The following is a 25067-nucleotide window of genomic DNA, read 5'->3' as shown; positions in this document are numbered from 1 at the left end:
GAACACGGCGCCGGCCGGCCGCCGCCGTGCACCGGAGCGGTGGGCGCCCGTAGAGATCGTCAGCAGGAAGAGAAGAGAGATGGCCGAAGAGATCGCGTTCTGGGACTACTCCAGGTCCCAGGCGCTCAGCCGCTACAACGGCTCGAAGATCGACGCGCGAGAGATGGCGGAGCTGTGCGGCATCCGCAAGGACGCCGAGTCGGTCGACGCCGAGTTCCCCTCCCCGGACGCGATGGCGGAGATCCATCCGCTGGCCCTCAAGCGGCCGAGCCGGTGGGAGGCCGCCATCGGGGCGGCGATCTACGCGTGCAGCGGGCAGATCGCCGCCCGGCAGGAGGTCATCAAAGCGCGCGAGCTTCTGGACCGGCTCCCGCGGGCCGATCGCAGTGCCCTCACCGTCCCGCGCATGCTGGCGCTGGTCCCCACGATGATCGCCGGATTCCGCTTCAGCCGGCAGGGCGACACGTTCAACCCGGAGGCGAACCGCTACCTGGAAGGCGCGCGGTTCCTCTCGGCGCTGCTGGAGGACAGGCAGGCCCTCGACGTGGAGATCGGGCTGTGCGCGCACCGGGCCGGCGTGGGCGACCCCGCGCTGCCCGCCCACGTCGACCGGACGGGTTCGCGCCGCATGGTGGCGTTCGTCAGTTCACTGCTCGACAACTCGCTCGCCCGGAGGCGGACGGTGAACGTGTCCCAGCAGACGGCCACCGACCGGGCCGCGGGCACCGTGCACTCCCTCGTCTTCACGCGGTACGCGCTCGACGGCAGGATGGAGCACCTCCTGCGCACGCTCGACCAGCACGCGGACGACATACGGGCGCTGCTGACGCGGCACAGCGCCCTCTCGGACACGGAGTTCCGGTTCACGCCGCTCGATCCCTTCAGCGAGCTGGTCGAGCGTGACATGGCGCGAGCGTTCGGCCCGGACTGGTCCGGTGCGCCCGGCGAGCCGCGCTGGAGGAGCGGCGGGACGCTGGACTCGGCCGTTCAGGCGGCGAAGGGGACGATGCTGCGGTTCACCCGGAACGAGCCGCACGACCTCGACCACCTGCTCGCGGTCCACGCGGCCTCCGAGAACCCCAGCGAGCGCGCCGTGTCGGCGCTCCACTGGTTCGACCGGCACCAGCGGCAGCCGCTGGAGGTCCGGGCCCGGTACGACGTCGCCTTCCACCACCGACTGGCCCTGACCACGCTGAGCAGGGACAGCGTGGGAATCGGCATGGAGCGGGGATGGGACGCGTACCAGTGGCTCGCGTGGAACGCCGCGTACGGATCGGCCCGGACGGCGATGCCGGTGCTCTACGCCAGGAGTTCGACCGAGCCGTCGAGCCACGTCTCCCTGCGGAGCTTCAACCTCCGCCAGTTCTGGTGAGCCCCCGGGGGCCTGCGCGTCCCCGGACGGCCGCCCGGCCAGGGGCCCGGCGGCCCTCGCCGCGAAGGTCCGCGCGGGCCGGCCGTGTTCGCCCCCGTCGCCAGCGGCAGCGTGATCATCGGCAGGCCGAGCGTACGCTCCGGGTGAGCCGGGGCGATCCCCGCCCACGACGGATGTCCGGTGGACGGTACGGGCCACCGCGGCGCGAGCCGTAAGGGCGGGGACTGGCTAGTCCTGGGCTTGTTCGGAGAGATCGATCTCGACACGACCCCGGGGTTACGCGCCTGATTGCGGCTTGCTTGGGCGAGGCGACGGCCAGGATGTGGCACATCAGAGGCCTGGGCCGGCTGATCTCCACCTGTGCCACGGTGGCCGTGGCACTCCAAGCAGATTCTGGGGCGGATAGCCCGCTCACAGCTCAAAAGGCCAGGCCGCTCGCGAACCACAGAGCGGGAAAGGGACACCTTATGGCCACCACTCCTGAACGGAACAACAAATTGGTCGCGTGGGCGGTGAGCGCAGTCGTTGCCGCCGCCGTGGCACTGATGATTCTGTTTTTCGGTGCGGGACTGGCCCGGGCAGGTGACGGCGGAATGCTCGACGCAGCCAACGCTGAACGAGCGAAGAACGGGTGCCCCGCCTGGGTGTCGAACCCCGGGCTGCAAGCTGCGGCGCAGTCGCACGCCGACGACATAATGCAAAACGGCACGAAAGACGGGCATACCGGTTCGGACGGCTCCACCCCGGGGTCCCGCGCCGCCGCCAATGGCTGGACCGGCAGCTCTATAGGTGAGATCCAAGCTGGAGGCGGGGGCTCCGCCTCGCCGCAGGCCGCGATCGACGCATGGTCGCAAGATGGTCACCGCAATGCCTTTACGGATTGCACAACTACTGACGCTGGCGCCGTCTACACCACCGATGGCACCAAATGGACGGCTGTCATCACCGCCGGTGCTCGTTAAACGCGGAAGATCAAGCCCTAGGGTTGCTAGGTACCGCACACTAGCTCCAAATAGAGTTGGGCTGAGTCGGGCTGAGAGCGGCGTCTGAGCCGAGGGTGGGAGCTGTGAGCGGCAGAGCCGATGACGGCCGAATAGGTGAAAGAAGGGGCGGCAGTTGCCGTCCCTTCTTGTATGTCTCATGCGGTTACTGAGGTTGAACTCGTGGTGTCGTATGGCCTGACGGTCCTCGACCTGGGCTGAGGGCGGCTCGCTCGATAGGATCATGGCTCGTCACCGAGCAGCACCGGGAGGGGTCGTGACAGAAGGGCTGAGCGCAGCGGCGGGTGCCGTCGTCGAGCTGAGATATGAGCTGGGGCAGCCGGACTGGTCCGACGCGTTCCACGCACGCGGGCGGGTACGGGGGATCAAGGGCCGGCTGCAAGCGCTGCTCTTGCCGGTGCTCTTCGCAGTGGCGGTGTGGCTGCTCGCCGACAGCGTCCTGGCAGCGGGAGGCGCCTTCCTTGGCAGCCTGTTCGGCCTCGTTGTCAGGACGGGCGTCCTGGCCGCGCGGCATGCCAAGATGGGCGCCCCGCTGGGGCCTTGGACCGTGACCGTCGCCGACTCCAACGACGTTGTGTGCTTTACGGGTACGCACATGGAGACGCGCCGGGGTTGGCGGAGCCTAGGCGGGTACGTGGAGACCGCCGCCGGATTCGTGCTGCTGACGCCCGCGCCGTACCTGCTCGTCGCGCACTATCTGCCCAAGCGCGCCATGGGCAGGGACGACACCAACCGGCTGCGCGGCATACTCGACCGCCACCTGCCCCGCCACGGCGGCCGTCTGCCCCAGCACTAAGGTTCGATAGGATCCGCAGGTCTTCGTACCGGGGAGGGATCATGACCGAGGGCCGCGGTGCCGAAGGCACGAACAACAGCGCACAATCCTCTGACGACGTCGTGGACGAGCAGACCGCGGTCCAGCTGGTGTACCGACCTCAGTCTGCCGACACACTGGTCGGCCTGCGGGTCCGCGAGCGGATCAAGCGGACCGGGTTGCTGCTGCGGGGTGTGTTTCTCACCCTGTGGGTAGGGCAGTGGCTGCTCTCCACCGTGGGTCGCGGGAGTTTCGACGTAGTCTCGACCGTTCTGTTCTTGTTCGCCATTCTGGTGGTGTGGGGGTACCCGCGCCTACAGGCCGCCAGTGTGCAGCGGCTCGTCGGATGGCAGGGCGAGTACCGCGCCACCGTGTCTTCGGCCGGGATCATCTGCCGCACCGAACACAGCACGTTGGTCCTGAAGTGGTCCGTCTTCCAGGGCTACCGGGAGACTGCCGGCCACTTCGTCCTGCTCAGCCGGGACCCCAACATCATGTACCTCGGTGTCCTGCCCAAGCGGGGCGTGCGCGAGGCCGAGGGCCTCCACCAGCTGCGGGCCATCCTGGAGCAGCACACCACTCGCGTGTGACGAACTTGAAAGGCACCCAGCGACGGGTAGTCGATCCGGCTGCGTCCGTTGCCGCTTGTCCTTCCACCGAGCCGAGAGGTGTGACGTTTCCCTGTTGAAAGGAGCGGACGGAGCGGAGGCTGGGCGCATGGCCGGCAAGTTGATCGTCTACCGCCGGACGCACAAGGCTGGCGCCGGGTCCGCTACGACGGCACCACCATCGGGGTGGCCCACCGCCCGGCCGACATCCGCGTCTTCCTCGCCGCGGCCGGGCTCGAGAACACCGAGGACGTGGACCTCACTGACCCCGGCTTCGTGCAGTGGCGGGGTGCCGGCCCCGAGGAGTGGGAACCGTCTGTGTGAGGAACGGACCGGGCCGCCGTGCTAGTGGCTTGTCTCGGATGGCCGACCTGGTAATCGCCCCAGGCTATTGCTCGGCGCGGACGGCGATCGCCGGTGTTGTGGCGGCGGGGCCGAGCCAGTCGGAGTGTGCGCTGGTGAAAGGGGTTTGCCGGGCCTGACGTCGGGTGGGTAGCGTCGCTGTTCAGGACCCCGATTCTGCGCACCGAGCGCCTGCTCCTGGCCCCCTATACCCGCAAGGGCGAAGAGGGCTTCGTGGCGCTGTTCCAGGATGTGCGGGTGTCGCAGTGGATGGGTGACGGTCCCGCTTCCGAGGAAGAGGACCGGGCCCTGTTCGGGCGCATCTTCACGAAGGTCTACGCCCAGAACCTGTAAGATGTCTGGGCCGTTCGCAGAGAGGGCCTGTTGATTGGGCATGCCGAGATCAAACCGACCGATGTGGTCGGGGGCCACGAGATCGTCTATGCGCTGGCTCCGGCGGCGTGGGGATCGGGTCTGGGGACAGAGTTGGCCCAGGCCGTCGTGGCCTACGGTTTTGACGTTCTCGCGTTGACCGAGGTGCACGCCACCGTAGCTGCACCGAACGGCGTCTCGCTGACCCTGCTGGACAGGATCGGCTTCGAGCACGTCCGGGACATCAGTGAGGACGACGGCAGCACCACTCGCGTGCTGACCCGCCGCCTGGCCGCCACGGTCAGGGCCTCGACCGTCCGGCAAGGGTGAGCGGGCCGCTGGCCCGGCGGGAGGCTGTTCAAGCAGCCCGGGCTGGATGCTGGTCCCAGGTTCGGATGGACGAGTCGGGGGAGAAGTCTCGTGCGCGCTGCGCCCGTTCCTCGATCAGCCGGCGAAAGCCCGCCACGGCGTACCGCTCGCCGGTGGCCGAGTGGCGGCCGCGGATGCCCGCGACGTCTGCCATGAGCTGCTGGGGCTGGGGCTGCCAGCCGACGACCAGGACGCGCAGGCCCAGGTTCTCCGCCCGCCGGTGCAGGGCCAGGAGGTGGAGCAGACCGCCGGAATCCATGGACACAGCGCCGTGCAGGTCGACCATGAGGTCCCGCTCGTCAGCGGTGACGTCGTCCAGCGCCCGCCCGAGCGCCGCGCCCGCGTCCTCGTCGAGTGTCCCGGTGATGCTGACCAAGACCGTGCCGTGCCGCTGGACGTCCGTGGTGATCAATGCGCTCTCCTCCCGCCTGGGGCGCCGGGGCCCTCAGGGCCCCATCCTTGCGCGGCGTTCCCCCGGACGGGTGCGAGGCTCGCTGACGCGCGGGCACCAACTTGGCCAGCTGAGACGTTGATCGACGCTTGGCCAGCGAGCCCGGAAGGTTCGCAGGCAGGCCAGGTGAATGGATCCCTAGGCGGCCATGCGTTTGACTCCTGGTTGGCCAGCGGGGCTGGTCAGGCGATACGCCGCGCTCAGGGGTGTGCGCCCGCTACCCGGTGTGGGTCTCGGCGGCACGGCTGATGAACCGGCGGGTGCTGTCCGGGTTCAGGGCCTGGGCCTGAAGGCGTTCGTACATAACGCTGTAGCGCTCGACGTCGGATCGTTTCTCCAGGTAGAGGTCGCTGGTGAACCGTTCCAGATACACCGTCCCCGACCCGGGAGCATCCGCGAAGTGCAGAATGGAGAACTGCCCCAAGATGCCCGGATGGGCTCCCGCGCCGTGCGGGAGGACCTGCACGGTGATGTGCGGCTGGGTACTGAGGTAGTTCAGGTGCTCAAGCTGATCGCGCATGATGGCGGGGCTGGCGACCACACGGCGCAGTGCTGATTCGTCGAGCACAACCCACAAGCGCAAGGCGCGGGCCGGGTGGTGGATCCGCTGCTGACGGCGCAGACGTACCTCAAGGCGCGTGGCGATCTGTTCAGGCGTGGCCTGAGGGATCGTTTCCGCGATGACGCCGGCCGCGTAGGCGGGCGTTTGCAGCAGGCCGGGGATCACCAGCGGCTCGTAGGAGCGGATGGAGGAGGCTGCCGTCTCCAGGCCGATGTAGACGGCGTAGGGGACTTCGCCGAAGGCGACCCACCAGCCCTGCCGGTCCGATTCGCCGGCCGCCCGCATCAACGAGTCGACGACCTGCGGGTCTGTGACCCCGTACAGGGCGCACAGGTCCCGCACATCACGGGGCTTGATGACGCGGCGGCCGTTCTCCAAGTGACTGATCTTGGGCTGGGAGATCAACAGCTGCTCGGCCACCTGCATACTCGTCAAGCCACTGGCCAGACGGAGCCGGCGCAGCTCCGCGCCCAGCCGGCGTCTTCTGACGGTGGGGTTTCCGTTCACCGCCACAGGCGCTCTACTTCCGGCTCGGGACCATCTACCAGCCGCGGAACTGCCACGGCCGGGCGGGCGAACGCATTCGCCGTGTAGAAATGATCAACGAGTCTTTCTGCACGGCGTCACCCTGCCACGGGCCGGGCTCACCCAGGTAGCCCTGGACGAGCAGCCAGCTGCGCGGCCCCTTCCCCGGAGGACGACTGCTTCCTGCGGGGGAGGCAATGACTGGCCGCCCTACGGCGAGCCGCCCGGGCCGGGGGTGCGGCAGCCAGCATTGTGGCGGCCCATTCCCTCAGCATCCCGAGGCACGGGTCAGCTGAGGGTGGGCTCCGGACGGTCGTCTTCCGGGGCCCACGCCGACTTCCGCCCCCGGCCGCCCGCCAAGCCGCCTCGACGGCACGGAACAGGGCGGCTGCACGGGCGTACTTCTCGTTTTCCTGACGCTCGCCGGAGAGGCGGAGCAGGCGGCCCTGCCTGCCGGTCGGCGATGGGCGGGACATGACAGAGCCCGGCCGGGGCGACTGTGAACCGGCCGGGGCTCTGCGTGCGCGGGGTACTGCTCTGCTTTACAGCTCTTCGTCGCGCAGGTCTCGCTCTTCGTGGAGCGGGTTGTCCTCGCGGCGCCGCTTGGTCTCCTCGGGGCTCTTGCCGCGGGACGGCTGGCCGGGCTCGGGGTGGACCGGGTCCTGGCCGGGCCGCAGCGGGCGCTCCTGCTCCTCGCGGCCCTTGCCCGGCTCCTGGCGCTTGTCCTGCGTACCGCCCATGACGGCGACTCCTCTGATGCGGGGGTTAGGAATTCCTCTTTCTCACGCTCACACGGATGGTTGCGCACCGCACTATTTCCGCTACGGACCGTGGCGTAAGGGTGATGTCGCGAGACGGGGCGGCTGCGTCGGAATGCGGACCGTTCGCGGGGTGGCCGAGGATGAGCGAGATCCTCGCCCGTCGCCTGCCGTCAGGAGTGCACCGCCATGGAACGCACGCCGCGCAAGGATCGCACCGAGGTCACCTTCGTCCTGCCCGCCGGCACCCCGCCCGGCCCGGTCAGCGTGGTGGGCGACTTCAACGACTTGCAGCCCGGCACCCACGCGCTCACGCCGCGCAGCGACGGCACCCGGGTGGTCACCCTCGCGCTGCCCGGGACGAGAGAGCACTCCTTCCGCTACCTCGCGGCCGGCGACTACTGGTTCGACGAGGGGAACGCCGACAGCCCCGACGGCCTCAACAGCCGCCTGCTGACCGAACGTCCCAAAGGGCGTGACCCGGTGCAGCACCAGGCATTGAGAGCGGCGACACGTGCCCCCGGCCCTTCGCTCCCCCCGGGCCGGAATTCATGTGACGGCTCCTGCCCCGCCCCCGGCGGCAGGGGCCGTCGTCGTTCCCGGGCCCTGCCGCCTTCACGGCCTCGGTTCATGACGGAACGGTCACGCGGCGCCACATCGACCGGCGACCGACCCTTGTACCGCGCAGCTGCTCCTACCAAACACCGGCCTGTTCCCGAAGCCGAGGCGGGCCGGCCGGCGCGGGGATGGCCAGTCGGCGATTGCTCCGCCCCCGGGTCGTGCGGACCGTACGACCCGGGTAGCGGCGTTCACTCGCTCAGCGGGCACCGAGCAGGTGCTCGATGGCGAGCTGGTCCAGCTGCTCGAAGGCCATGCCGCGGACGGCGGCCGCTTCGACGTCGAACTCCTCCAAGGCGGTACGGTCGGCCAGCAGGCCGGCCAGGCCGTCCTCGGCGGTCGGGACGGCGAGTTCGGGCAGCCGCGACGCGACCAGCGCGGCCCGGACCTCGGGGTCGGCCCGGAAGGCGCGGGAACGCTCAGCGAGCAGTAGGTAGTTGCGCATGCAGGCGGCCGCCGAGGCCCAGACGCCGTCGATGTCCTCGGTGCGCGGCGGCTTGAAGTCGAAGTGCTTGGGGCCTTCGTAGCCGGCGGACTCCAGCAGGTCGACCAGCCAGAAGGCCTGGCGCAGGTCGCCGGCGCCGAACCGGAGGTCCTGGTCGTACTTGATGCCGGACTGGCCGTTGAGGTCGATGTGGAAGAGCTTTCCGTGCCACAGGGCCTGGGCGATGCCGTGCGGGAAGTTCAGCCCGGCCATCTGCTCGTGCCCGACCTCTGGGTTGACGCCGACCCGCTCGGGCCGCTCCAGCTCGTTGATGAAGGCGAGGGCGTGGCCGACGGTGGGCAGCAGGATGTCGCCGCGCGGCTCGTTGGGCTTGGGCTCTATGGCGAAGCGCAGGTCGTAGCCCTGCTGCTCGACGTACTCGCCGAGCAGGTCGAAGGCCTCCTTGAGTCGGTCGAGTGCGGTGCGCACGTCCTTGGCGGCGCCCGACTCGGCTCCCTCGCGCCCGCCCCAGGCGACGTAGACCGAGGCGCCGAGCTCGGCGGCCAGGTCGATGTTGCGGATGGTCTTGCGCAGCGCGTAGCGGCGCACGTCGCGGTCGTTGGCGGTGAACGCGCCGTCCTTGAAGACGGGGTGGGTGAACAGGTTGGTGGTGGCCATCGGCACCTTGAGGCCGGCCGAGTCCAGGGCGGAGCGGAACCGCTTGACGGTGTGCTCGCGCTCGGACTCCGAGGCGCCGAACGGGATCAGGTCGTCGTCGTGGAAGGTGACGCCGTACGCGCCGAGCCCGGCGAGGCGCTGCACGGTCTCGACCGGGTCGAGGGCCGGCCGGGTGGCGTCGCCGAACGGGTCCCGGCCCTGCCAGCCGACGGTCCACAAGCCGAAGGTGAACCTGTGGGCCGGGGTCGGGACGAGGGGGTCGCTGGTCACTGGGGGCTCCGATCACTGCCTGGAAAGGGTGTTTGTAATGGCAAAAAACAAATTAGTATGCCGAGGCACGGGAAGGAACCCCCCCCGATGGAGGAACGCATGGCAGCGCAGCGAGTTGTGATCGGAGTCGACAGCTCCACCCAGTCCACGAAGGCCCTCGCTGTCGATCTCGACACCGGGTCCGTGCTCGGCGAGGGGCGCGCCGCGCACACGGTCAGCGACGGCGCCGCACGTGAGAGCGACCCCGAACAGTGGTGGGTGGCGTTCGGCGAGGCGGTGGCCCAGACCGGCTGGGCGAACCGCGCGACCGCCGTGTCGGTGGCCGGCCAGCAGCACGGCCTGGTCACCCTCGACGCGGCCGGCCGGTCGATCCGCCCCGCACTGCTCTGGAACGACGTCCGGTCCGCACCCCAGGCCGCGCGGCTGCGGACGGAGTTCGGCCGGGAGGAGATCGCCCGCCGCACCGGCAGCGTTCCGACCGCCGCCTTCACGGCCGCCAAGTGGGCCTGGCTGCGCGCCAACGAACCTGCCGCCGCCGACCGGGTCGCGGCCGTCCGGCTACCCCACGACTTCCTCACGGAGCGTCTGACCGGTGAGCCGGCGACGGACCGCGGGGACGCCTCGGGAACCGGCTGGTGGGGCCCGGACGGCTACGACCGGGAGGTCCTCGACCGGATCGGCCTCGACCCCGCACTGCTGCCGCCGGTCCTGTCGCCCGGCGTTCGGGCCGGACTTGTCCGCCCCGGTCTGCCGCTGCGTCAGGGGGCGCTGGTCGCCACGGGTACCGGCGACAACATGGCCGCCGCGCTCGGGCTCGGCCTGATGCCCGGTCAGCCGGTGCTGAGCCTCGGCACCTCCGGGACCGTCTACGCCGTCGGCCGGAACCGGCCCACCGACCCGCGCGGTACCGTCGCCGGCTTCGCCGACGCCCTCGGCGGCTGGCTGCCGCTCGCCTGCACGCTCAACTGCGCCCTGGCTGTCGATCGCTTCGCCGCGCTCCTCGGCCGCGGCCGCGAGGAGGTCGAGGACGGCGGCACGGTGGTGGTGCTGCCCTACCTCGACGGCGAGCGCACCCCGGACCTGCCGGGCGCCTCCGGTCTGGTGCACGGCCTGCGCCACGACACCACACCGGGCCAGTTGCTCCAGGCCGCCTACGACGGCGCCGCCCACTCCCTGCTCACGGCCCTGGACGACGTGCTGCGCGCGGCGGGCGAGAGCCCCGACCGGGACGTACCGCTGCTGCTGATCGGCGGCGGCGCCCGCGGGCGGGCCTGGCAGCGGACCGTGCTGCGCCTGAGCGGCCGCGCGGTCCAGGTGCCGGCCGCCGAGGAACTGGTCGCGCTCGGCGCCGCCGCGCAGGCTGCCGCACTGCTGACCGGTGAGCCGGCCGACGCCGTGGCCCGCCGCTGGCGGACCGCCGACGGCCTGCTGCTGGAGCCGGTGGCACGGGACGGAGAGGCCCTTGAGAGGATCACGGATACCCTGCGTCGGGCGGGGGCGTTGCAGGGCGCCCCGACGCGGGATCAGTAGGAGAGAAGGCGCGAGGTGGCGGTCGGCGAAGCGTTCAGGAACCCGGAGGGCGGGCCGGCCTCGCAGCAGGACATGCGCCGGCGGAACCTCGCGGTGGTCCTCGGCACGGTCGCCTCGCAGGGCCCGCTCTCCCGGGCGGACGTCGCCGGGCGCACCGGGCTGACCAGGGCTGCCGTCTCCTCGCTGGCCGACGAGCTGATCGGCCGTGGCGCGCTGACCGAGACGGAGACCGCGCCCAGCGGCCGGGTCGGCCGACCCGGCCGGGCGCTGGCCGTGAACGACCGGGGACCAGCGGGCCTCGGACTGGAGGTCGGCGTCACGCACCTCGGCGCGTGCGTCGTGGACCTGCGCGGCGAACCCCGGGTGTGGCGCCGGGTGGAGCGGGCCAACGCGGGCCGCCCGGCCGGGCAGGTGCTTGCGGAGGTCGCCGCGCTGGGCGCCGAGGCGGAGGCCGAGGCGGCCGGGCTCGGACTGCGCGTCGAGGGCCGCGTGCTGGCCGTGCCCGGGGTGGTGCCGAACGCGGGGCAAGGCCTGGTCGAGCATGCCCCCAACCTCGGCTGGCACGCGGTCCGCCCCGCCGACAGCTGGCCCGACCCGGCCATCGTGCCCGTACCGGAGAACGAGGCCAACCTCGGTGCGCTGGCCGAGTACTGGCAGGCCGAGCGCGGTGCCGAGACCTTCGTGCACGTCTCCGCCGGGACCGGGATCGGCGCCGCCCTGATCGTCGACGGGCAGCTGTTCCGCGGTGCCCGCGGCTTCGCCGGCGAGCTCGGACACATCCCCGTCCACCCGGAGGGCGTGCCCTGCCCCTGCGGTGCGCGCGGGTGCCTGGAGCAGTACGCGGGCGAGGCGGCGGTGCTGCGCGAGGCCGGGCTTACGGGGACCGGCGACCCGGTCGCCCTGCTGGCCGATCGGGCGGGCGCCGGGGACCCGGCGACCCTGCGGGCCCTGGAACGGGCGGGGCGCGCCCTGGGTCTCGCCCTCGCCTCGGCGGTGAACCTGATCGACCCGGACGGCCTGGTCCTGGGCGGCGCCCATGCCGAGCTCGCCGAGTGGCTGCTGCCGGCGGTCCGCGCGGAGCTGGCCGTCCGGGTCACGCTCCGGCCCTGGCCGCCGGAAGCCCTGCGCTGCTCGGCGCTGGGGCGGCGTGGCGCGCTGCTCGGCGCGGCGCTGATGACGACCCGGCAGATCATCGCCGACCCGACCCGGTTGCCCATCGCCTGACCGGCTCGACCGGCCGACCGGCTCGACCGGCCGACCGGCTCGACCGGCCGAGCCGGTCAGGCGACGGGCATAATGACAGGTCGGACATCGGAGTACTGGGAGGCACTGACGTGGCCGTGACGGACGAGGCCATCGAGAAGATCAAGGCGATGATCCTCTCAGGCCGTCTCAAGCCCGGCGACCGGCTGCCCAAGGAGCCCGATCTGGCGGCGCAGCTGGGGCTCTCGCGGAACTCGCTGCGGGAGGCGGTGAAGGCGCTGTCGCTGCTCAACGTGCTGGACGTGCGGCAGGGTGACGGCACCTACGTGACCAGCCTGGAGCCGTCGCTGCTGCTGGAGGCGCTCAGCTTCATCCTGGACCTGCACCAGGACGAGTCGGTGGTGGAGCTGTTCCAGGTGCGGGCGGTGCTGGAGTCGGCCGCCTCCGGGATGGCCGCCCAGTGGGCGACCGACGAGCAGCTGGCCGAGATGGCCGAGCTGCTCGACGGCCTCGGGACGGACTCGACGGTCGAGGAGCTGGTGGCGAACGACCTGGAGTTCCACCGGCTGATCGCCCGGGCGGGCGGCAACGCCGTGCTCGCCTCGCTGCTGGACTCGCTGGCACACCGGACCGCCCGGGCCCGGATCTGGCGCGGCGTGACGCAGGCGCAGGCGGTGGAGCGCACCATGGCCGAGCACCGCGGGCTGCTCGACGCGCTGGCCGCGCGCGACGTGGAGACGGCCAAGGCCCGGGCCACGGTGCACGTCAGCGGCGTGGTGGAGTGGCTGCGGAAGGCACTGTGAGGCCGACTGCGTGAGCGGCGGCACGTTCAGGTGCTCGGCGGCGATGCCCCCGGACAAGATTCAAGGGGCGGACCGCCATGGGGCCGCATCGAGAGCGGCGGAGTCGATCGGGGTGCCGTCGGCGAGCCAGTCCTCCACTGCGGCCACGTGCACCGCGGTGGCACCGGAGGCCAGTTGTGCGTCGCGGGCGAACAGGGCGCGCCAGATGGCTTCGTGTTCGCGGTGCGTCTGCTCGCGGGAGGTGGCGTGGCTGGTGCCGCGGACGATGCGCAGGCGCTGGGTGTGGGTGGAGAGGATGCCGAGCATGGTGGAGAGGACCGGGTTGCCGACGGAGTCGGCGATGGTGCGGTGGAACTCGATGTCCAGCTTGATGAACTCCTCGATGGTGATGGCGCCGGTACACCGGTCGAGGATGGAACGCAGGTCGGCGAGCTGACGGTCGGTGAGCCGACCAGCCGCCAGCGCAACCGCCTGCGGTTCCAACATTCGGCGTACTTCGAGGAGTTGGCGAGTCGAGTGGCCGTGGGAGACGTCGGCGGCGAAGGCCATGGATTCGAGTAGCAGGTGGGGCTCGAGGCCGGAGACGTAGGTGCCGTCGCCCTGCTTGGTGACCAGGATCCGCATCGCGGTCAGCGCGCGCACGGCCTCCCGCAGCGAGCTGCGGGACAGGCCCAACTGGTCGGCGAGTTCCGCCTCGGCGGGCAGTCGGGAGCCTGGCTGCAGCGCACCGCCGACGATCATCTCTTTGATCTTCTCAATGGCCTGGTCGGTGACCGTCATGACGCTGCTCTCTCCGTGGCGCTGGTGAAAGGCTGGTGCCGGAGCGGACCGATCCGAGTACCCCGACCTGCTGGTCCGCGCCACTCCGGCGGCTTGGGGTGCGGGCCCGGGGCCCGCGGCTACTCCTGCCTCTCGCCGGAGGCGAAGCGGGAGATGATCAGCGCGACGATGATGATCGCGCCGTTGAGGAACTGGTTCCACAGCGGCGGCACTCCGGCCAGGGTCATGACGTTGACCACCAGTTGGAGGGTGAGTACGCCGGTCAGGGCCCCGAAGAGCGTGCCGCGCCCGCCGTTGAGGCTGACCCCGCCGATGACGGTGGCGGCGAACACCTGGAAGATCCAGCCGTTGCCCTGCTCGGCGGAGAGGGAGCCGTAGTGGCCGGAGTAGAGCACACCGGCGAACGCGGCCAGGGTGCCGCCGAGGATCAGCACGGTCCAGGTGATCCGGTCGACCCGGATGCCGGCCGCGCGTGCGGCCTCCGCATTGCCGCCGATCGCGTACAGCGCCCGCCCGTGGCGGAGCCAGGCCAGCGCGCAGCCGCCGAGCAGGAAGAGGAGCGCGCAGATCCAGATCGCGGCCGGGGCGCCGAGCCAGCTCGCACTGCCCAGGTAGCGGAAGGAGGAGGGCACATTGACGATGGACTGGCCCTGGGAGATGGCGACCTGGAGGCCGCGCAACAGTGTGAGGGCACCGAGGGTGACGATGAATCCGTTGAGGCGCAGCTTGAGGATCAGGAAGCCGTTGACCGCCCCGATCAGCGCCCCGACGGCCAGGCAGAGCGGGATGGCGGTCCAACTCGGGAAGAGTCCGATGCCGTTGAAGCGCCCGCCGTGGTCCGGCAGCACCAGCCATATCGCGATCACCGGTGCCACGCCGATGGTGGACTCCAGCGAGAGGTCCATCCGTCCGGCGATCAGGATCAGCGCCTCGGCCAGTACCAGCAGGCTGAGCTCGGTGGCCTGCTGGCCAACGCCGAGCAGGTTGTCGGTGGTGAGGAAGGCGGGCGAGACCGCGAAGCCGATGAGGCCGAGGACCAGCAGGACCGGGACGAGCGAGAGGTCGCGGTAGCGGGCCAGGTCGAAGCGGCGACCGCCGGTGGCCGGGGCGAGCGTGGCCGGGCGCCGGCCGAGGTCAGTGGGTGTCATGACGGTCCTTCGGTTCGGTGGGGTCGGCCATGCCTTCCACGGCGGCGACCAGCTGTTCGTCGCGCCAGCCGGCCGGGAACTCGGCGACGATCAGGCCGTGGAACATCGCCAGCACCCGGTCGCAGGCGCGCAGGTCGTCGAGCTCGTCGGAGACGATGAGGGCGGTCCTGCCGGCCTCGGCCACCTGGCGGATGGTGCCGAGCAGGGCTTCCTTGGATTTGACGTCCACGCCGTTGGTGGGGCGGATGGCGACCAGGACGTGCGGCTCGGTGGCGAGGGCGCGGGCGATCACCACCTTCTGCTGGTTGCCGCCGGAGAGTGCCGCGACGGGGGTGGCGTGGCTGGGTGTCTTGATGTCCAGGCCGGTGATCATCCGCTCGGCGAAGGCCCGGGTGCGCGAGGGCAGTACGGAGCCGAACGGGCCGAGTTGGTCGGTCACGGTGAGGGTGGCGTTCTCGGCCACGCTGCGCTGCGGGATCAGGCCCTGGATGTGCCGGTCCTCGGGAACGAGGCCGATGCCGGCGGCGAGCGAGGCCGGGACCCGGCCGGTGCGCACCTGGCGGCCCGCGACGGTGATCGTGCCACTGTGCGGACGGTGCAACCCGGCCAGGGTCTCGCCGAGCTGGACGTTCCCGCTGGCGGCCGAGCCGGCCAGGCCCACCACCTCACCGGCGTGCGCGGTCAACGAGCAGCCCTGGTAGCTGCCGGGCAGGGCGAGGCCCGTCACTTCCAGCAGCGCACTGCCTGCTGCCGTCGTGCGGTTGCCCACCGACCAGACGGGCCCGGTGCCCTCTGCGCGCTCACCCGTCATCGCCTCCACCAGTGCCAGTCGGCCCAGATCCGCGACCGGGGCGGTCAGGACATGCCGGGCGTCGCGGTAGACGGTGACCGTGCTGCAGAGCTCGTACACCTCCTGGAGGTGGTGTGAGATGAAGAGGAAGGCCACGCCGTGCTGCTGGAGTTCGCGCAGCTTGGTGAAGAGGCGTTCGATGCCGCGGGCGTCGAGCTTGGCGGTCGGTTCGTCCAGGACGATGAACCGGGCACCGAACGACAGGGCCCGTGCGATCTCCACGAACTGGCGCTGTTCGACGGTGAGTTGCTCGGCTCGGGCGGTGGGGTCGACGTCCACGCCGTACTCGGCGAGCAGCTCGGCAGCCTGGAGACGCAGCTGTTTCCAGCTGATCGGGCGGAGCGTCCTGTCACTCTGCCGGTCCAGGCTGTGTCTATTCAAAAACAGGTTCTCCGTGACGGTGAGTGCGGGGATCACGGTGGAGCGTTGGTAGACGCAGGCCACCCGGGCCCGCCACGCCACGGTGTCGCCCGGTGCCGGTGACGGCTCGCCGTTGAAGCGCAGGATGCCGGTGTCGGGCTGCTGAAGGCCCGTCAGGATGGAGACGAGCGTGGACTTGCCGGCGCCGTTGCGGCCGACCAGGGCGTGCGACTCGCCGGGGGCGACGGTGATCCGGGCGTCGCTGAGGGCGACGGTGGCGCCGAAGCGCTTGCTGATCCCGTCGGCCTGGACGACGGGGGCCCGGCTGGGGCTGGGGTCCGCCATGGCGGCTGGGGTCCTTTCCGCGGAGGTGCCCGCGAGCGGCAAGCCCCCGTCGGGGCAGGGGTTCGAGGGCTCGCCGCTCGCGGGGGATCGGTGTGTGTCAGTGGCCGACGTTGTTGCCCCACAGGGATGTGTCGTCCACGTTGTCCTTGGTCACCAGCGGGGCGGGCAGCTGGTCCTCCAGGCCGTTGGGCAGCGAGATGATGGTGGACTGGTGGTCGGTGGGGCCGGCCTGGAAGGTCTTGCCCTCCGCGGCGGCCTCGGCGTAGAACAGCGCGTACTTGGCGTACAGGTCGGCGGGCTGGGAGACGGTGGCGTCGATCTGGCCCTGGCGGATCGCGTCGAATTCGGCGGGGATGCCGTCGTTGGAGACGATGGCGATGTGGCCGGGCTGGCCGACGGGCTTGAGCAGACCCTTCTGCTGCAGCAGGGCCAGGGTGGGCTGCAGGAAGGCGCCGCCCGCCTGCATGTAGATGCCGTTCAGGTCGGGGTTGGCGGCCAGAGTGGACTGCAGCTTGGCGGAGGCCACGTCGCCCTTCCAGTCGGTGGGCAGCTCGATCACCTGGATGCCGGGGAACTGGCTTTTCATGCAGGAGGCGAAGGCCTGCGAGCGGTCGCGCCCGTTGATCGAGTCCAGCGAGCCCTGGAACTCCGCCACCTTCCCCTTGCCGCCGAGTTGCTTGCCCAGGAACTCGCAGGCCTTGGTGCCGTACGCCTTGTTGTCGGCGCGCACCACCATGTACACCTGGCCCTGGTCCGGGCGGGTGTCGACGCTGACCACGGGGATCTTCTTGGCGGCCAGCGCGTCCAGGGTGGTGGCGATGGCGCCGGTGTCCTGAGGGGCCATCACGATCGCCTTGGCGCCGGTGTTCTGGAAGATCTGCACGTTGGCGACCAGCTTGGTGACGTCGTTGCCGGAGTTGCTCACCGGCAGGATGTTCAGGCCCTCGGACGAGACGCCCGACTTGAGGTACTGCGCGTAGGAGTTCCAGAAGTCCGAGTCGGCGCGGGGCAGGTCGATGCCGATCTTGGGCTTCCCGCCACCGGACGCGGCGGAGCTCGAGTCGCTGCCGCGGTTGCAGGCCGTGGCGAAGCCCGCCAGCACGACGAGGGTGGCGGCCGCGGCCGCGATTCTGGAGGAGCGAGGCTTCATGGTGCTTGGTCTCCTTGGAAGGCCTGGGTCCTGTGAGGCAGGGGAGCGGTGAAGCGGCCGCGGCAGCCGGTGTGTGGGTGCGAGAACCGGGAGCACTGTTGCCGAGCTGGCGGCGGAGCATCTCCCGCAGTCATCGGATGGATCGCGGTAGGCAGGACCTTACGAGCCTGAAACAAAGCTGACAAGAGGAGACCTCTGATGAATTCCACCGTGATATTCGAGTGACGAGCCGCAGCCCGCGACCTGTGCCAGCTGCTCACACGGAGAGCGGGGGAGGGTCGGTGCGAGATGCGAGAAGAGACATCGGAGGACTTCTTGCGATAGCGGGGATGCTGCTCGTATGGTCGGAGGGCGCCGATAGATCGGATGTATCTCGCGGGGTCAGTGCCCAGTCGTCCGGAGCGACGCACTGCGGGCAGACCGGTACCGCGAGAGGTGTTCAGCGATGGAGGCGGTGGCCTTCGGAGCGACAAGGAGACGCGCACATGAAGTTGATTCAGCTCGGCGATCCCGCTGCGGAGACGCCTGCGGTCCTCACCGATGACGGGCGCACGTATGCGTTGTCGGGTCTGACCGAACAGATCGACGGGAGCTTCCTCGCCGGGGACGGCGTAGAGCGGGTCCGTCAGGCGCTCACGGCGGGCACACTGCCGGAGCTGGACCCAGCCGGCCTGCGGGTGGGCGCCCCGGTAGCCCGGCCGGGCAAGGTGGTCTGCATCGGGCTCAACTACCGCGACCACGCCGAGGAGACCGGGGCGGCGATCCCGGAGCGTCCGGTGGTCTTTCTGAAGGACCCGGCCACCGTGGTCGGCCCGTACGACCAGGTGCTGATCCCGCGCGGTTCGGTCAAGACGGACTGGGAGGTCGAGCTCGCGGTGGTGATCGGCCGTCAGGCCCGTTACCTGTCCTCGCCGCAGGACGCCGCCGGGGTGATCGCCGGTTACGCGATCAGCAACGACGTCTCCGAGCGCGAGTTCCAGCTGGAGTACTCGGGGCAGTGGGACCTCGGCAAGTCCTGCGAGAGCTTCAACCCGCTCGGTCCGTGGCTCGTGCCGGCCGACGAGATCGCCGACCCGCAGGCCCTGGCTCTCGGGCTGGCGGTCAATGGTGAGGTCCGGCAGGCGGGCAACACCAAGCACATGGTCTTCGCCGTCGATCACCTGGTCTGGTACCTGAGCCAGTACATGGTGCTCAATCCCGGCGACGTGATCAACACCGGCACCCCGGCCGGCGTGGCCCTGGGCCTGCCCGGCACCCCGTACCTGCGCGCGGGCGACACCGTCGAGCTGTCCATCGACGGCCTCGGCACCCAGCGCCAGACCTTCGCCAACGCGTGAAAGGCCCCCCGTTGTCTGCTGATTCCACCGTGCGGATCACCGCCGTCGACACCTATGACATCCGCTTCCCCACCTCCCGGGAGCTGGACGGGTCCGACGCGATGAACCCCGACCCGGACTACTCGGCCGCCTACCTGGTGCTGCGCGCCTCGGACGGCGGCCACGAGGGCCACGGCTTCACCTTCACCATCGGCCGCGGCAACGACGTGCAGGTCGCCGCGATCGAGTCGCTGCGCGGCCACGTCGTGGGCCGCCCGGTGGCCGAGCTGTGCGCCGATCCGGGGGCGCTGTACCGGGACCTGATCGGTGACAGCCAACTGCGCTGGCTGGGCCCCGAGAAGGGCGTGATGCACATGGCGATCGGCGCCGTGGTCAACGCCGCCTGGGATCTGGCCGCCAAACGCGAGGGCAAGCCGCTGTGGCAGCTGCTCGCCGATGCGGAGCCCGAGTGGCTGGTCTCCCAGGTGGACTTCCGTTACATCGCCGACGCGATCACCCCCGAGGAGGCGATGGAGCTGCTGCGCCGGGGCAAGGCGGGTGCCGGCGAACGGGCCGCCGAACTGCTGCGGAGCGGGTACCCCGCGTACACCACCTCGCCGGGCTGGCTGGGTTACTCCGACGAGAAGCTGATCTGCCTGGCCAAAGAGGCGGTCGCCGACGGCTTCACCCAGATCAAGCTGAAGGTCGGCGCCGACCTGGCCGACGACATCCGTCGCTGCCGCACAGCCCGCGCCGCCGTCGGGCCCGACATCCGGATGGCCATCGACGCCAACCAGCGCTGGAACGTGGCCGAGGCGATCGACTGGACCAACGCGCTCGCGGAGTTCGACCCGTACTGGATCGAGGAGCCCACCAGCCCCGACGACGTGCTCGGGCACGCGGCCATCCGGCGGGCGGTCGCCCCGGTCAAGGTCGCCACGGGCGAGCACGTGCAGAACCGGGTCGTGTTCAAGCAGTTGCTCCAGGCCGGTGCGATCGATGTGCTCCAGCTGGACGCGGCCCGGGTCGCGGGTGTCAACGAGAACCTGGCGATCCTCCTGCTGGCCGCCAAATTCGGTATGCCGGTCTGCCCGCACGCGGGCGGGGTGGGCCTGTGCGAACTGGTCCAGCACCTGTCGATGTTCGACTACGTCGCCCTCTCCGGGACCTCCCATGACCGGGTGATCGAGTACGTCGACCACCTGCACCAGCACTTCCTGGACCCCGTGGTGATCGAGGCCGGACACTACCGCGCCCCCACCCTGCCCGGCTTCTCCGCGCAGATGCACCAGGGCGCGATCGACACGTTCGTCTACCCGCACGGCTCGTTCTGGGCCGCCGACCTGGCCGGGGCCGCCCTCGCCGAAACGGAGCTGACCGCATGACCACCCGCGACCTCGACGGGCTCAAGGCGCTCGTCACCGGCGGCGCCTGCGGTATCGGGCTGGCCACCGCCCAACTGCTCGGCGAGCGCGGCGCGCGGGTCGCCGTGCTCGACCTGGACCCGAGCGGTACGCCCGCCCCACTGCGCGGGTACACCGCAGACGTGTCCGACGACCAGTCCGTGCGCGCGGCCGTCGAAGGGGCGGCCGAGGCCCTCGGCGGGATCGACATCCTGGTCAACAACGCCGGCATCGGCGCCGCCGGCACCGTCGAGGACAACCCCGACGAGCAGTGGCACCGGGTCCTGGACGTCAACGTGCTCGGCATCGTGCGCACCACGCGTGCGGCCCTGCCGTACCTGCGGCACTCCGGGCGCGCGGCGGTCGTGAACACCTGCTCGATCGCCGCCACCACAGGTCTGCCACAGCGCGCCCTCTACTCGGCGAGCAAGGGGGCGGTCCTCTCGCTCACGCTGGCGATGGCGGCCGATCACGTGCGGGAGGGCATCCGGGTGAACTGCGTGAACCCCGGGACGGTGGACACGCCGTGGGTCGGCCGTCTGCTGGACGCGGCCGCCGACCCACAGGCCGAGCGCGCCGCGCTGGAGGCCCGTCAGCCCACGGGGCGGTTGGTGACCGCGGAGGAGGTGGCGGCCGCCATCGCCTACCTCGCCTCGCCGGCCGCGGGCAGCACCACGGGGACGGCGCTGGCGGTGGACGGCGGGATGGCGGGGCTGCGCCTGCGACCGGAGCCCGCACCGTGACGACGCTCGGCCGCAGCGCGGTCGAAGTGAGCCGGCTGGCCTTCGGTGCGGCCGCCCTGGGCAACCTCTTCGCCCCGGTCATCGATGCGCATGCCGAGGAAGCGGTGGCCACCGCCTGGGCGTCCGGCATCCGCTACTTCGACACCGCCCCGCACTACGGGCTCGGCCTCTCCGAGCGCCGCCTGGGCGGCGCCCTGCACTCGTACCCCCGGAACGAGTACGTCATATCCACCAAGGTCGGGCGCCTCCTGGAACCGGTCCCGGGAGCTCGCGGTGACGACCTGGCCAACGGCTTCGCCGTGCCCGCCACCCACCGTCGGCGCTGGGACTTCAGCGTCGGCGGTGTGCGCCGCTCGATCGAGGAGAGCCTGAACCGGCTCGACCTGGACCGGATCGACATCGCGTTTCTGCACGACCCGGTCGACCATGCCGGGCAAGCGCTCAGTCAGGCCTACCCGGCGTTGGCCCGGATGCGCGACGAGGGCATGCTCGGCGCGATCGGGATCGGCATGAACCAGGCCGAGCTGCCCGCGCGCTTCGTGCGCGAGACCGACCTCGACGTGGTCCTGCTGGCCGGCCGGTACAGCCTGCTCGACCAGCGCGGCCTCACCGAGCTGCTCCCGCTCGCCGCCGAACGTGGCGTCAGCGTGGTCGTCGGCGGAGCCTTCAACTCCGGCCTGCTGGCCGACCCGAAACCCGGCGCCACCTTCGACTACGCCGCGGCGCCGCAGGAGCTGGTGCACCGTGCCCTGCAGCTCGAAGCGGTCTGCGCACGCCACGGGGTGCCGCTGCGGGCAGCCGCGCTGCGCTTTCCGTTCGGCCACCCGGCCGTGGCGAGCGTGTTGGTCGGTGCCCGCAGCGCCGCCGAGGTGGAGGACGCGGCCGCGATGGTCCGGCACCCGGTGCCGGCCCCGCTGTGGACCGAACTGAAGGACCTCGGGCTGTTGCCGCCCGAGGTTCCGACCCCTGACGAGGTGCGCTGATGCGGATCGCCCTGTTCATCACGTGCTTCAACGACACGCTTTTCCCCGGCACCGGACGTGCCGTGGTCGAGGTCCTGGAACGCCTGGGCCACACGGTGGACTTCCCGCAGGAGCAGACCTGCTGCGGCCAGATGCACTTCAACACCGGCTACCGCCCCGACGCCGTCCCGCTGGTCGCCCGCTTCGCGCGCACCTTCGCCGACTACGACGCGATCGTCACCCCGTCCGCCTCCTGCGCCGGCATGGTCCGGGAGAACCACCCGGTGCTGGCCGCGCAGTACGCACCCGCGGCACTCCAGCGCCACGTCGCCGACCTCGTGCCCAGGGTCCACGAGTTCACCGAGTTCCTGACCGACGTACTGGGCGTCACCGACGTCGGCGCCCGCTTCCCGCACAAGGTCGCCTACCACCCCACCTGCCATTCGCTGCGCGGACTGCACCTGGGCGAGCGCCCCTACGAACTGCTGAGCGCGGTCCGGGACATCGAACTGGTCGAGGTGCCCGCGGCCGACTCCTGCTGCGGCTTCGGCGGCACCTTCGCGGTCAAGAACGCCGACACCTCCGCCGCGATGCTCGCCGACAAGACCGACGCGGTCCGGGCCAGCGGTGCCGAGGTGCTGTGCGCCGCCGACAACTCCTGCCTGCTGCACATCGGTGGCGGCCTGTCCCGCCAGGGCAGCGCCGTGCGGACCATGCACCTGGCCGAGATCCTCGCCGGTTCGGAAGGAGCCGCCCGATGAGCACTCCCGGCGACCGCGGCGTGGTCTGGCTCGGTTCCCCGGCCTTTCCCGAGGCCGCCCGCACTGCCCTGAAGGACACCCAGCTGCGGGCCAACCTCAAGCGTGCCACCGGCACGATCCGTGACAAGCGTCTCGCCGTGGCCGCCGAACTCGACGACTGGGAGGAGCTGCGCGAGTCGGCCGCCGCGATCAAACAGCACACGGCCCGTCACCTCGACGGCCACCTGGTTCAGCTGGAGAAAGCGGTCACCAGGGCGGGCGGCACCGTGCACTGGGCGCGCGACGCGGCCGAGGCGAACCGGATCGTCACCGAACTGGTGTGCGCCACCGGTGAGTCGGAGGTGGTCAAGGTCAAGTCGATGGTCACCCAGGAGATCGGGCTCAACGAGCACCTGGCGGAGCACGGCATCACCGCCTACGAGACCGACCTGGCCGAGCTCATCGTGCAGTTGGGCGACGACCGCCCCTCGCACATCCTGGTCCCGGCGATCCACAAGAACCGAACGGAGATCCGCGACCTGTTCCGCGCCGAGATGGGGCACTGGGGACAGCCCGCCCCCGAGGGGCTGACCGACGAACCGCGCGAGCTCGCCGAGGCGGCGCGCCGGCACCTGCGGCAGAAGTTCCTCACCGCCAAGGTCGCCGTCTCCGGAGCCAACTTCGCCTGCGCCGACACCGGCACCGTGCTCGTGGTGGAGTCCGAGGGCAACGGCCGGATGTGCCTGACGCTGCCGGAGACGCTCATCACCGTGATGGGCATCGAGAAGGTGGTGCCGACCTGGAGCGATCTGGAGGTCTTCCTCCAGCTGCTGCCGCGCTCCTCAACGGGGGAGCGGATGAACCCGTACACCTCGGCCTGGACCGGCACCACGGAAGGTGACGGCCCGTCAAGCTTTCACCTGGTTCTGCTCGACAACGGCCGCACCGACACCCTCGCCGACCCGGTCGGCCGCCAGGCGCTCGGCTGCATCCGCTGCTCGGCCTGCCTCAACGTGTGCCCGGTCTTCGAACGCACCGGCGGGCACGCCTACGGCTCGGTCTACCCGGGGCCGATCGGCGCCGTACTCACCCCACAGCTGGTCGGCATCGGCAGTGACAATCAAAGCAGTGCCGATTCGCTCCCGTTCGCCTCCACCCTGTGCGGGGCCTGCTACGACGCCTGCCCCGTGAAGATCAACATCCCGGAGGTGCTCGCCCACCTGCGGGCCAAAGTCGTCGAGGCCAAGGGCGGCCACACGGTGGAGGCGCTGGCGATGAAGGCGGCCGGCAAGGTGCTCGACTCGCCGCGGCTGTTCGGCGCCGCCCAGAAGGCGGCGGCACTCGGCGGGAAGGTGCTGGCCCGCGACGGACGGATCGGTCGGATCCCCGGACCGCTGCACGGCTGGACCGACACCCGCGACACTCCCGCCCCGCCCACCGAGTCGTTCCGCGGCTGGTGGCGCAAAAACCGTGAAGAAGAGCGAAGTTGAGCAGCCGTGAGGCCATCCTGGGACGGATCAGGGCAGCCCTCGCCGACACCCCGGCCGAGGACGCGCCGATCCCGCGCGCCTACCGTCGCAGCCACCTGTCCCCGGGCGAGGACGTGGTCGGCCTGTTCGCCGAGCGGGTCGCCGACTACCGCGCCGCCGTCACCCGCACCGACCCCGCCGGCCTGCCCGCCGCCATCGAGGCCGCCCTCGCCGGTCGGGCAGTAAGGCAGTTGGCACTGCCCACCGGCTTCCCGGCCGAGCTGCTGCCGCCCGACTCCGATCGGCAGTGGCACCACGAGCCGCTCACCGTCCCGGAGCTGGACCGGCTCGACGGTGTCGTGACCCTGGCCGCCGGCGGTATCGCGGTCACCGGCACCATCGTGCTGGATGCCGGCCCCGGGCAGGGCCGACGCGCCCTCTCCCTCGTCCCCGACTACCACCTGTGCGTGATCCGGGCCGAACAGATCGCCGCTGACGTCCCCGACGCGCTGGCCCGCCTCGACCCCACCCGCCCCCTCACCTTCATCTCCGGCCCGTCCGCCACCAGCGACATCGAACTCGATCGAGTCGAGGGTGTGCACGGCCCCCGCACCCTGCACGTCGTCATCGTCGAACCGGAGTCGCCATGAGAGTCGCCCTGCACACCCGTGTCCGCGAGGACCGGATCGCCGAGTACGAGGCCGCCCACCGCGAGGTCCCCGCCGAACTCACCGCCGCCATCCGCGCCGCCGGCGTCACCGAGTGGACCATCTGGCGCAGCGGCACCGAGATCTTCCACCTGCTCGAGTGCGAGGACTACGCCCGGCTGCTGGCCGAGCTGGAGAAGCTGCCGGTCAACGTCACCTGGCAGGCCCGGATGGCAGAGCTCCTGGACGTGGTCCACGACTACTCCGCCGACGGCGCCGCCGCCGGTCTGCCCGTGGTGTGGCAGCTGTGACGGGCAGGATCTGACGGTACGTCCGGTCGACTCGTCGTCCGCGACCGTGATCCTCGACCCGTCCGGCCGCTACCACGGCGGCTTCGTCGTGGACGTAGAGCTGGAACACCTTCCCGGTCAGGCCGGCCGGCAGTGGCACCTGA

General features: G+C 70.9%; 24 protein-coding genes and 1 pseudogene. 17 read left to right on the top strand and 8 right to left on the bottom strand.

The genetic code is table 11. The annotated features are described in order from the left end of the window. The first annotated feature begins 79 nt into the window (after positions 1-79). From QMF80_RS31970 to QMF80_RS31945, 6 genes and pseudogenes are all read left to right on the top strand, one after another. Positions 80-1372 (top strand): hypothetical protein, encoded by a 1293-nt coding sequence (locus QMF80_RS31970; protein WP_283459659.1) that lies wholly within the window; start codon positions 80-82, stop codon positions 1370-1372. A 467-nt stretch (positions 1373-1839) separates the two neighbouring features. Then, positions 1840-2334, top strand: coding sequence for a CAP domain-containing protein (locus QMF80_RS31965; RefSeq protein WP_283459657.1), 495 nt, complete (start codon positions 1840-1842; stop codon positions 2332-2334). Between the two features lie 295 nt (positions 2335-2629). Then, positions 2630-3169, top strand: a complete 540-nt coding sequence (locus QMF80_RS31960) for a hypothetical protein (protein ID WP_283459655.1) — start codon at positions 2630-2632, stop codon at positions 3167-3169. Between the two features lie 41 nt (positions 3170-3210). Further along, positions 3211-3777 carry a YcxB family protein gene (locus QMF80_RS31955; RefSeq protein ID WP_283459653.1) on the top strand — a complete coding sequence of 189 codons (567 nt, stop codon included), beginning with the start codon at positions 3211-3213 and terminating at the stop codon, positions 3775-3777. Between the two features lie 204 nt (positions 3778-3981). Then, positions 3982-4119, top strand: coding sequence for a hypothetical protein (locus QMF80_RS31950; RefSeq protein ID WP_283459652.1), 138 nt, complete (start codon positions 3982-3984; stop codon positions 4117-4119). Positions 4120-4311: 192 nt separating this feature from the next. Next, positions 4312-4839 (top strand): annotated as a pseudogene (locus QMF80_RS31945) (GNAT family N-acetyltransferase). 28 nt (positions 4840-4867) lie between these two features. Here QMF80_RS31945 and QMF80_RS31940 read toward each other — a convergent pair. From QMF80_RS31940 to xylA, 4 genes are all read right to left on the bottom strand, one after another. Continuing rightward, positions 4868-5290, bottom strand: coding sequence for an STAS domain-containing protein (locus tag QMF80_RS31940; protein WP_283459650.1), 423 nt, complete (start codon positions 5288-5290; stop codon positions 4868-4870). A 256-nt stretch (positions 5291-5546) separates the two neighbouring features. After that, entirely contained in the window at positions 5547-6404 is an 858-nt protein-coding gene (locus QMF80_RS31935; RefSeq protein ID WP_283459649.1) for a helix-turn-helix domain-containing protein, read from the bottom strand. A 554-nt stretch (positions 6405-6958) separates the two neighbouring features. Further along, positions 6959-7156 (bottom strand): hypothetical protein, encoded by a 198-nt coding sequence (locus QMF80_RS31930; protein ID WP_283459647.1) that lies wholly within the window; start codon positions 7154-7156, stop codon positions 6959-6961. A gap of 835 nt (positions 7157-7991) precedes the next feature. Continuing rightward, positions 7992-9164 carry a xylose isomerase gene (gene xylA, locus QMF80_RS31925; protein ID WP_283459645.1) on the bottom strand — a complete coding sequence of 391 codons (1173 nt, stop codon included), beginning with the start codon at positions 9162-9164 and terminating at the stop codon, positions 7992-7994. A gap of 99 nt (positions 9165-9263) precedes the next feature. Here xylA and xylB point away from each other — a divergent pair, with 99 nt between their 5' ends. The 3 genes from xylB to QMF80_RS31910 all read left to right on the top strand — a co-directional run bounded on the left by xylB (position 9264) and on the right by QMF80_RS31910 (position 12700). After that, the gene (xylB, locus tag QMF80_RS31920; RefSeq protein ID WP_283459644.1) at positions 9264-10694 is read left to right on the top strand and encodes a xylulokinase; all 1431 of its coding nucleotides are present in this window, start codon (positions 9264-9266) and stop codon (positions 10692-10694) included. A 72-nt stretch (positions 10695-10766) separates the two neighbouring features. Then, complete coding sequence (locus tag QMF80_RS31915; protein WP_283459672.1) at positions 10767-11918, top strand: ROK family transcriptional regulator; 1152 nt, start codon at positions 10767-10769, stop codon at positions 11916-11918. A gap of 110 nt (positions 11919-12028) precedes the next feature. Next, positions 12029-12700: a FadR/GntR family transcriptional regulator gene (locus QMF80_RS31910; RefSeq protein WP_283459642.1), complete on the top strand. Its 672-nt coding sequence runs from the start codon at positions 12029-12031 to the stop codon at positions 12698-12700. A gap of 60 nt (positions 12701-12760) precedes the next feature. Here QMF80_RS31910 and QMF80_RS31905 read toward each other — a convergent pair whose 3' ends face one another. The 4 genes from QMF80_RS31905 to QMF80_RS31890 form a co-directional block, all read right to left on the bottom strand. Next, entirely contained in the window at positions 12761-13480 is a 720-nt protein-coding gene (locus QMF80_RS31905; RefSeq protein WP_283459640.1) for a FadR/GntR family transcriptional regulator, read from the bottom strand. A 119-nt stretch (positions 13481-13599) separates the two neighbouring features. Further along, positions 13600-14628 carry an ABC transporter permease gene (locus tag QMF80_RS31900; protein ID WP_283459639.1) on the bottom strand — a complete coding sequence of 343 codons (1029 nt, stop codon included), beginning with the start codon at positions 14626-14628 and terminating at the stop codon, positions 13600-13602. Beyond that, complete coding sequence (locus tag QMF80_RS31895) at positions 14615-16183, bottom strand: sugar ABC transporter ATP-binding protein (RefSeq protein ID WP_283459638.1); 1569 nt, start codon at positions 16181-16183, stop codon at positions 14615-14617. The genes QMF80_RS31900 and QMF80_RS31895 overlap by 14 nt, the downstream gene beginning before the upstream one ends. Positions 16184-16280: 97 nt before the next feature. Continuing rightward, positions 16281-17333, bottom strand: a complete 1053-nt coding sequence (locus tag QMF80_RS31890) for a sugar ABC transporter substrate-binding protein (RefSeq protein WP_283459637.1) — start codon at positions 17331-17333, stop codon at positions 16281-16283. Positions 17334-17818: 485 nt separating this feature from the next. Here QMF80_RS31890 and QMF80_RS31885 point away from each other — a divergent pair, with 485 nt between their 5' ends. Genes QMF80_RS31885 through QMF80_RS31850 form a run of 8 tightly spaced genes read left to right on the top strand, consistent with a single transcriptional unit; the run spans position 17819 to position 24924 of the window. Then, entirely contained in the window at positions 17819-18670 is an 852-nt protein-coding gene (locus QMF80_RS31885) for a fumarylacetoacetate hydrolase family protein (RefSeq protein ID WP_283459636.1), read from the top strand. A gap of 11 nt (positions 18671-18681) precedes the next feature. Further along, complete coding sequence (locus tag QMF80_RS31880) at positions 18682-20034, top strand: L-fuconate dehydratase (RefSeq protein WP_283459635.1); 1353 nt, start codon at positions 18682-18684, stop codon at positions 20032-20034. After that, entirely contained in the window at positions 20031-20795 is a 765-nt protein-coding gene (locus QMF80_RS31875; RefSeq protein WP_283459633.1) for an SDR family NAD(P)-dependent oxidoreductase, read from the top strand. The genes QMF80_RS31880 and QMF80_RS31875 overlap by 4 nt, the downstream gene beginning before the upstream one ends. Continuing rightward, positions 20792-21778 carry an aldo/keto reductase gene (locus QMF80_RS31870; RefSeq protein WP_283459631.1) on the top strand — a complete coding sequence of 329 codons (987 nt, stop codon included), beginning with the start codon at positions 20792-20794 and terminating at the stop codon, positions 21776-21778. Before QMF80_RS31875 ends, QMF80_RS31870 begins: the two co-directional genes overlap by 4 nt. Continuing rightward, positions 21778-22518: a (Fe-S)-binding protein gene (locus tag QMF80_RS31865; RefSeq protein ID WP_283459629.1), complete on the top strand. Its 741-nt coding sequence runs from the start codon at positions 21778-21780 to the stop codon at positions 22516-22518. The genes QMF80_RS31870 and QMF80_RS31865 overlap by 1 nt, the downstream gene beginning before the upstream one ends. After that, on the top strand, positions 22515-23987 hold the full coding sequence (locus QMF80_RS31860) for a LutB/LldF family L-lactate oxidation iron-sulfur protein (RefSeq protein WP_283459627.1): 1473 nt from the start codon (positions 22515-22517) through the stop codon (positions 23985-23987). Before QMF80_RS31865 ends, QMF80_RS31860 begins: the two co-directional genes overlap by 4 nt. After that, positions 23984-24616 (top strand): LutC/YkgG family protein, encoded by a 633-nt coding sequence (locus QMF80_RS31855; RefSeq protein WP_283459625.1) that lies wholly within the window; start codon positions 23984-23986, stop codon positions 24614-24616. The genes QMF80_RS31860 and QMF80_RS31855 overlap by 4 nt, the downstream gene beginning before the upstream one ends. Further along, positions 24613-24924 carry an L-rhamnose mutarotase gene (locus QMF80_RS31850; protein ID WP_283459623.1) on the top strand — a complete coding sequence of 104 codons (312 nt, stop codon included), beginning with the start codon at positions 24613-24615 and terminating at the stop codon, positions 24922-24924. The genes QMF80_RS31855 and QMF80_RS31850 overlap by 4 nt, the downstream gene beginning before the upstream one ends. Positions 24925-25067: the final 143 nt, after the last annotated feature.

The organism is Streptomyces sp. G-G2, assembly GCF_030063135.1.
Classification (GTDB): domain Bacteria; phylum Actinomycetota; class Actinomycetes; order Streptomycetales; family Streptomycetaceae; genus Streptomyces.
The sequence above is the reverse complement of the archived record's forward strand: the minus strand, read 5'-3'. Positions and strand labels throughout refer to the sequence as shown.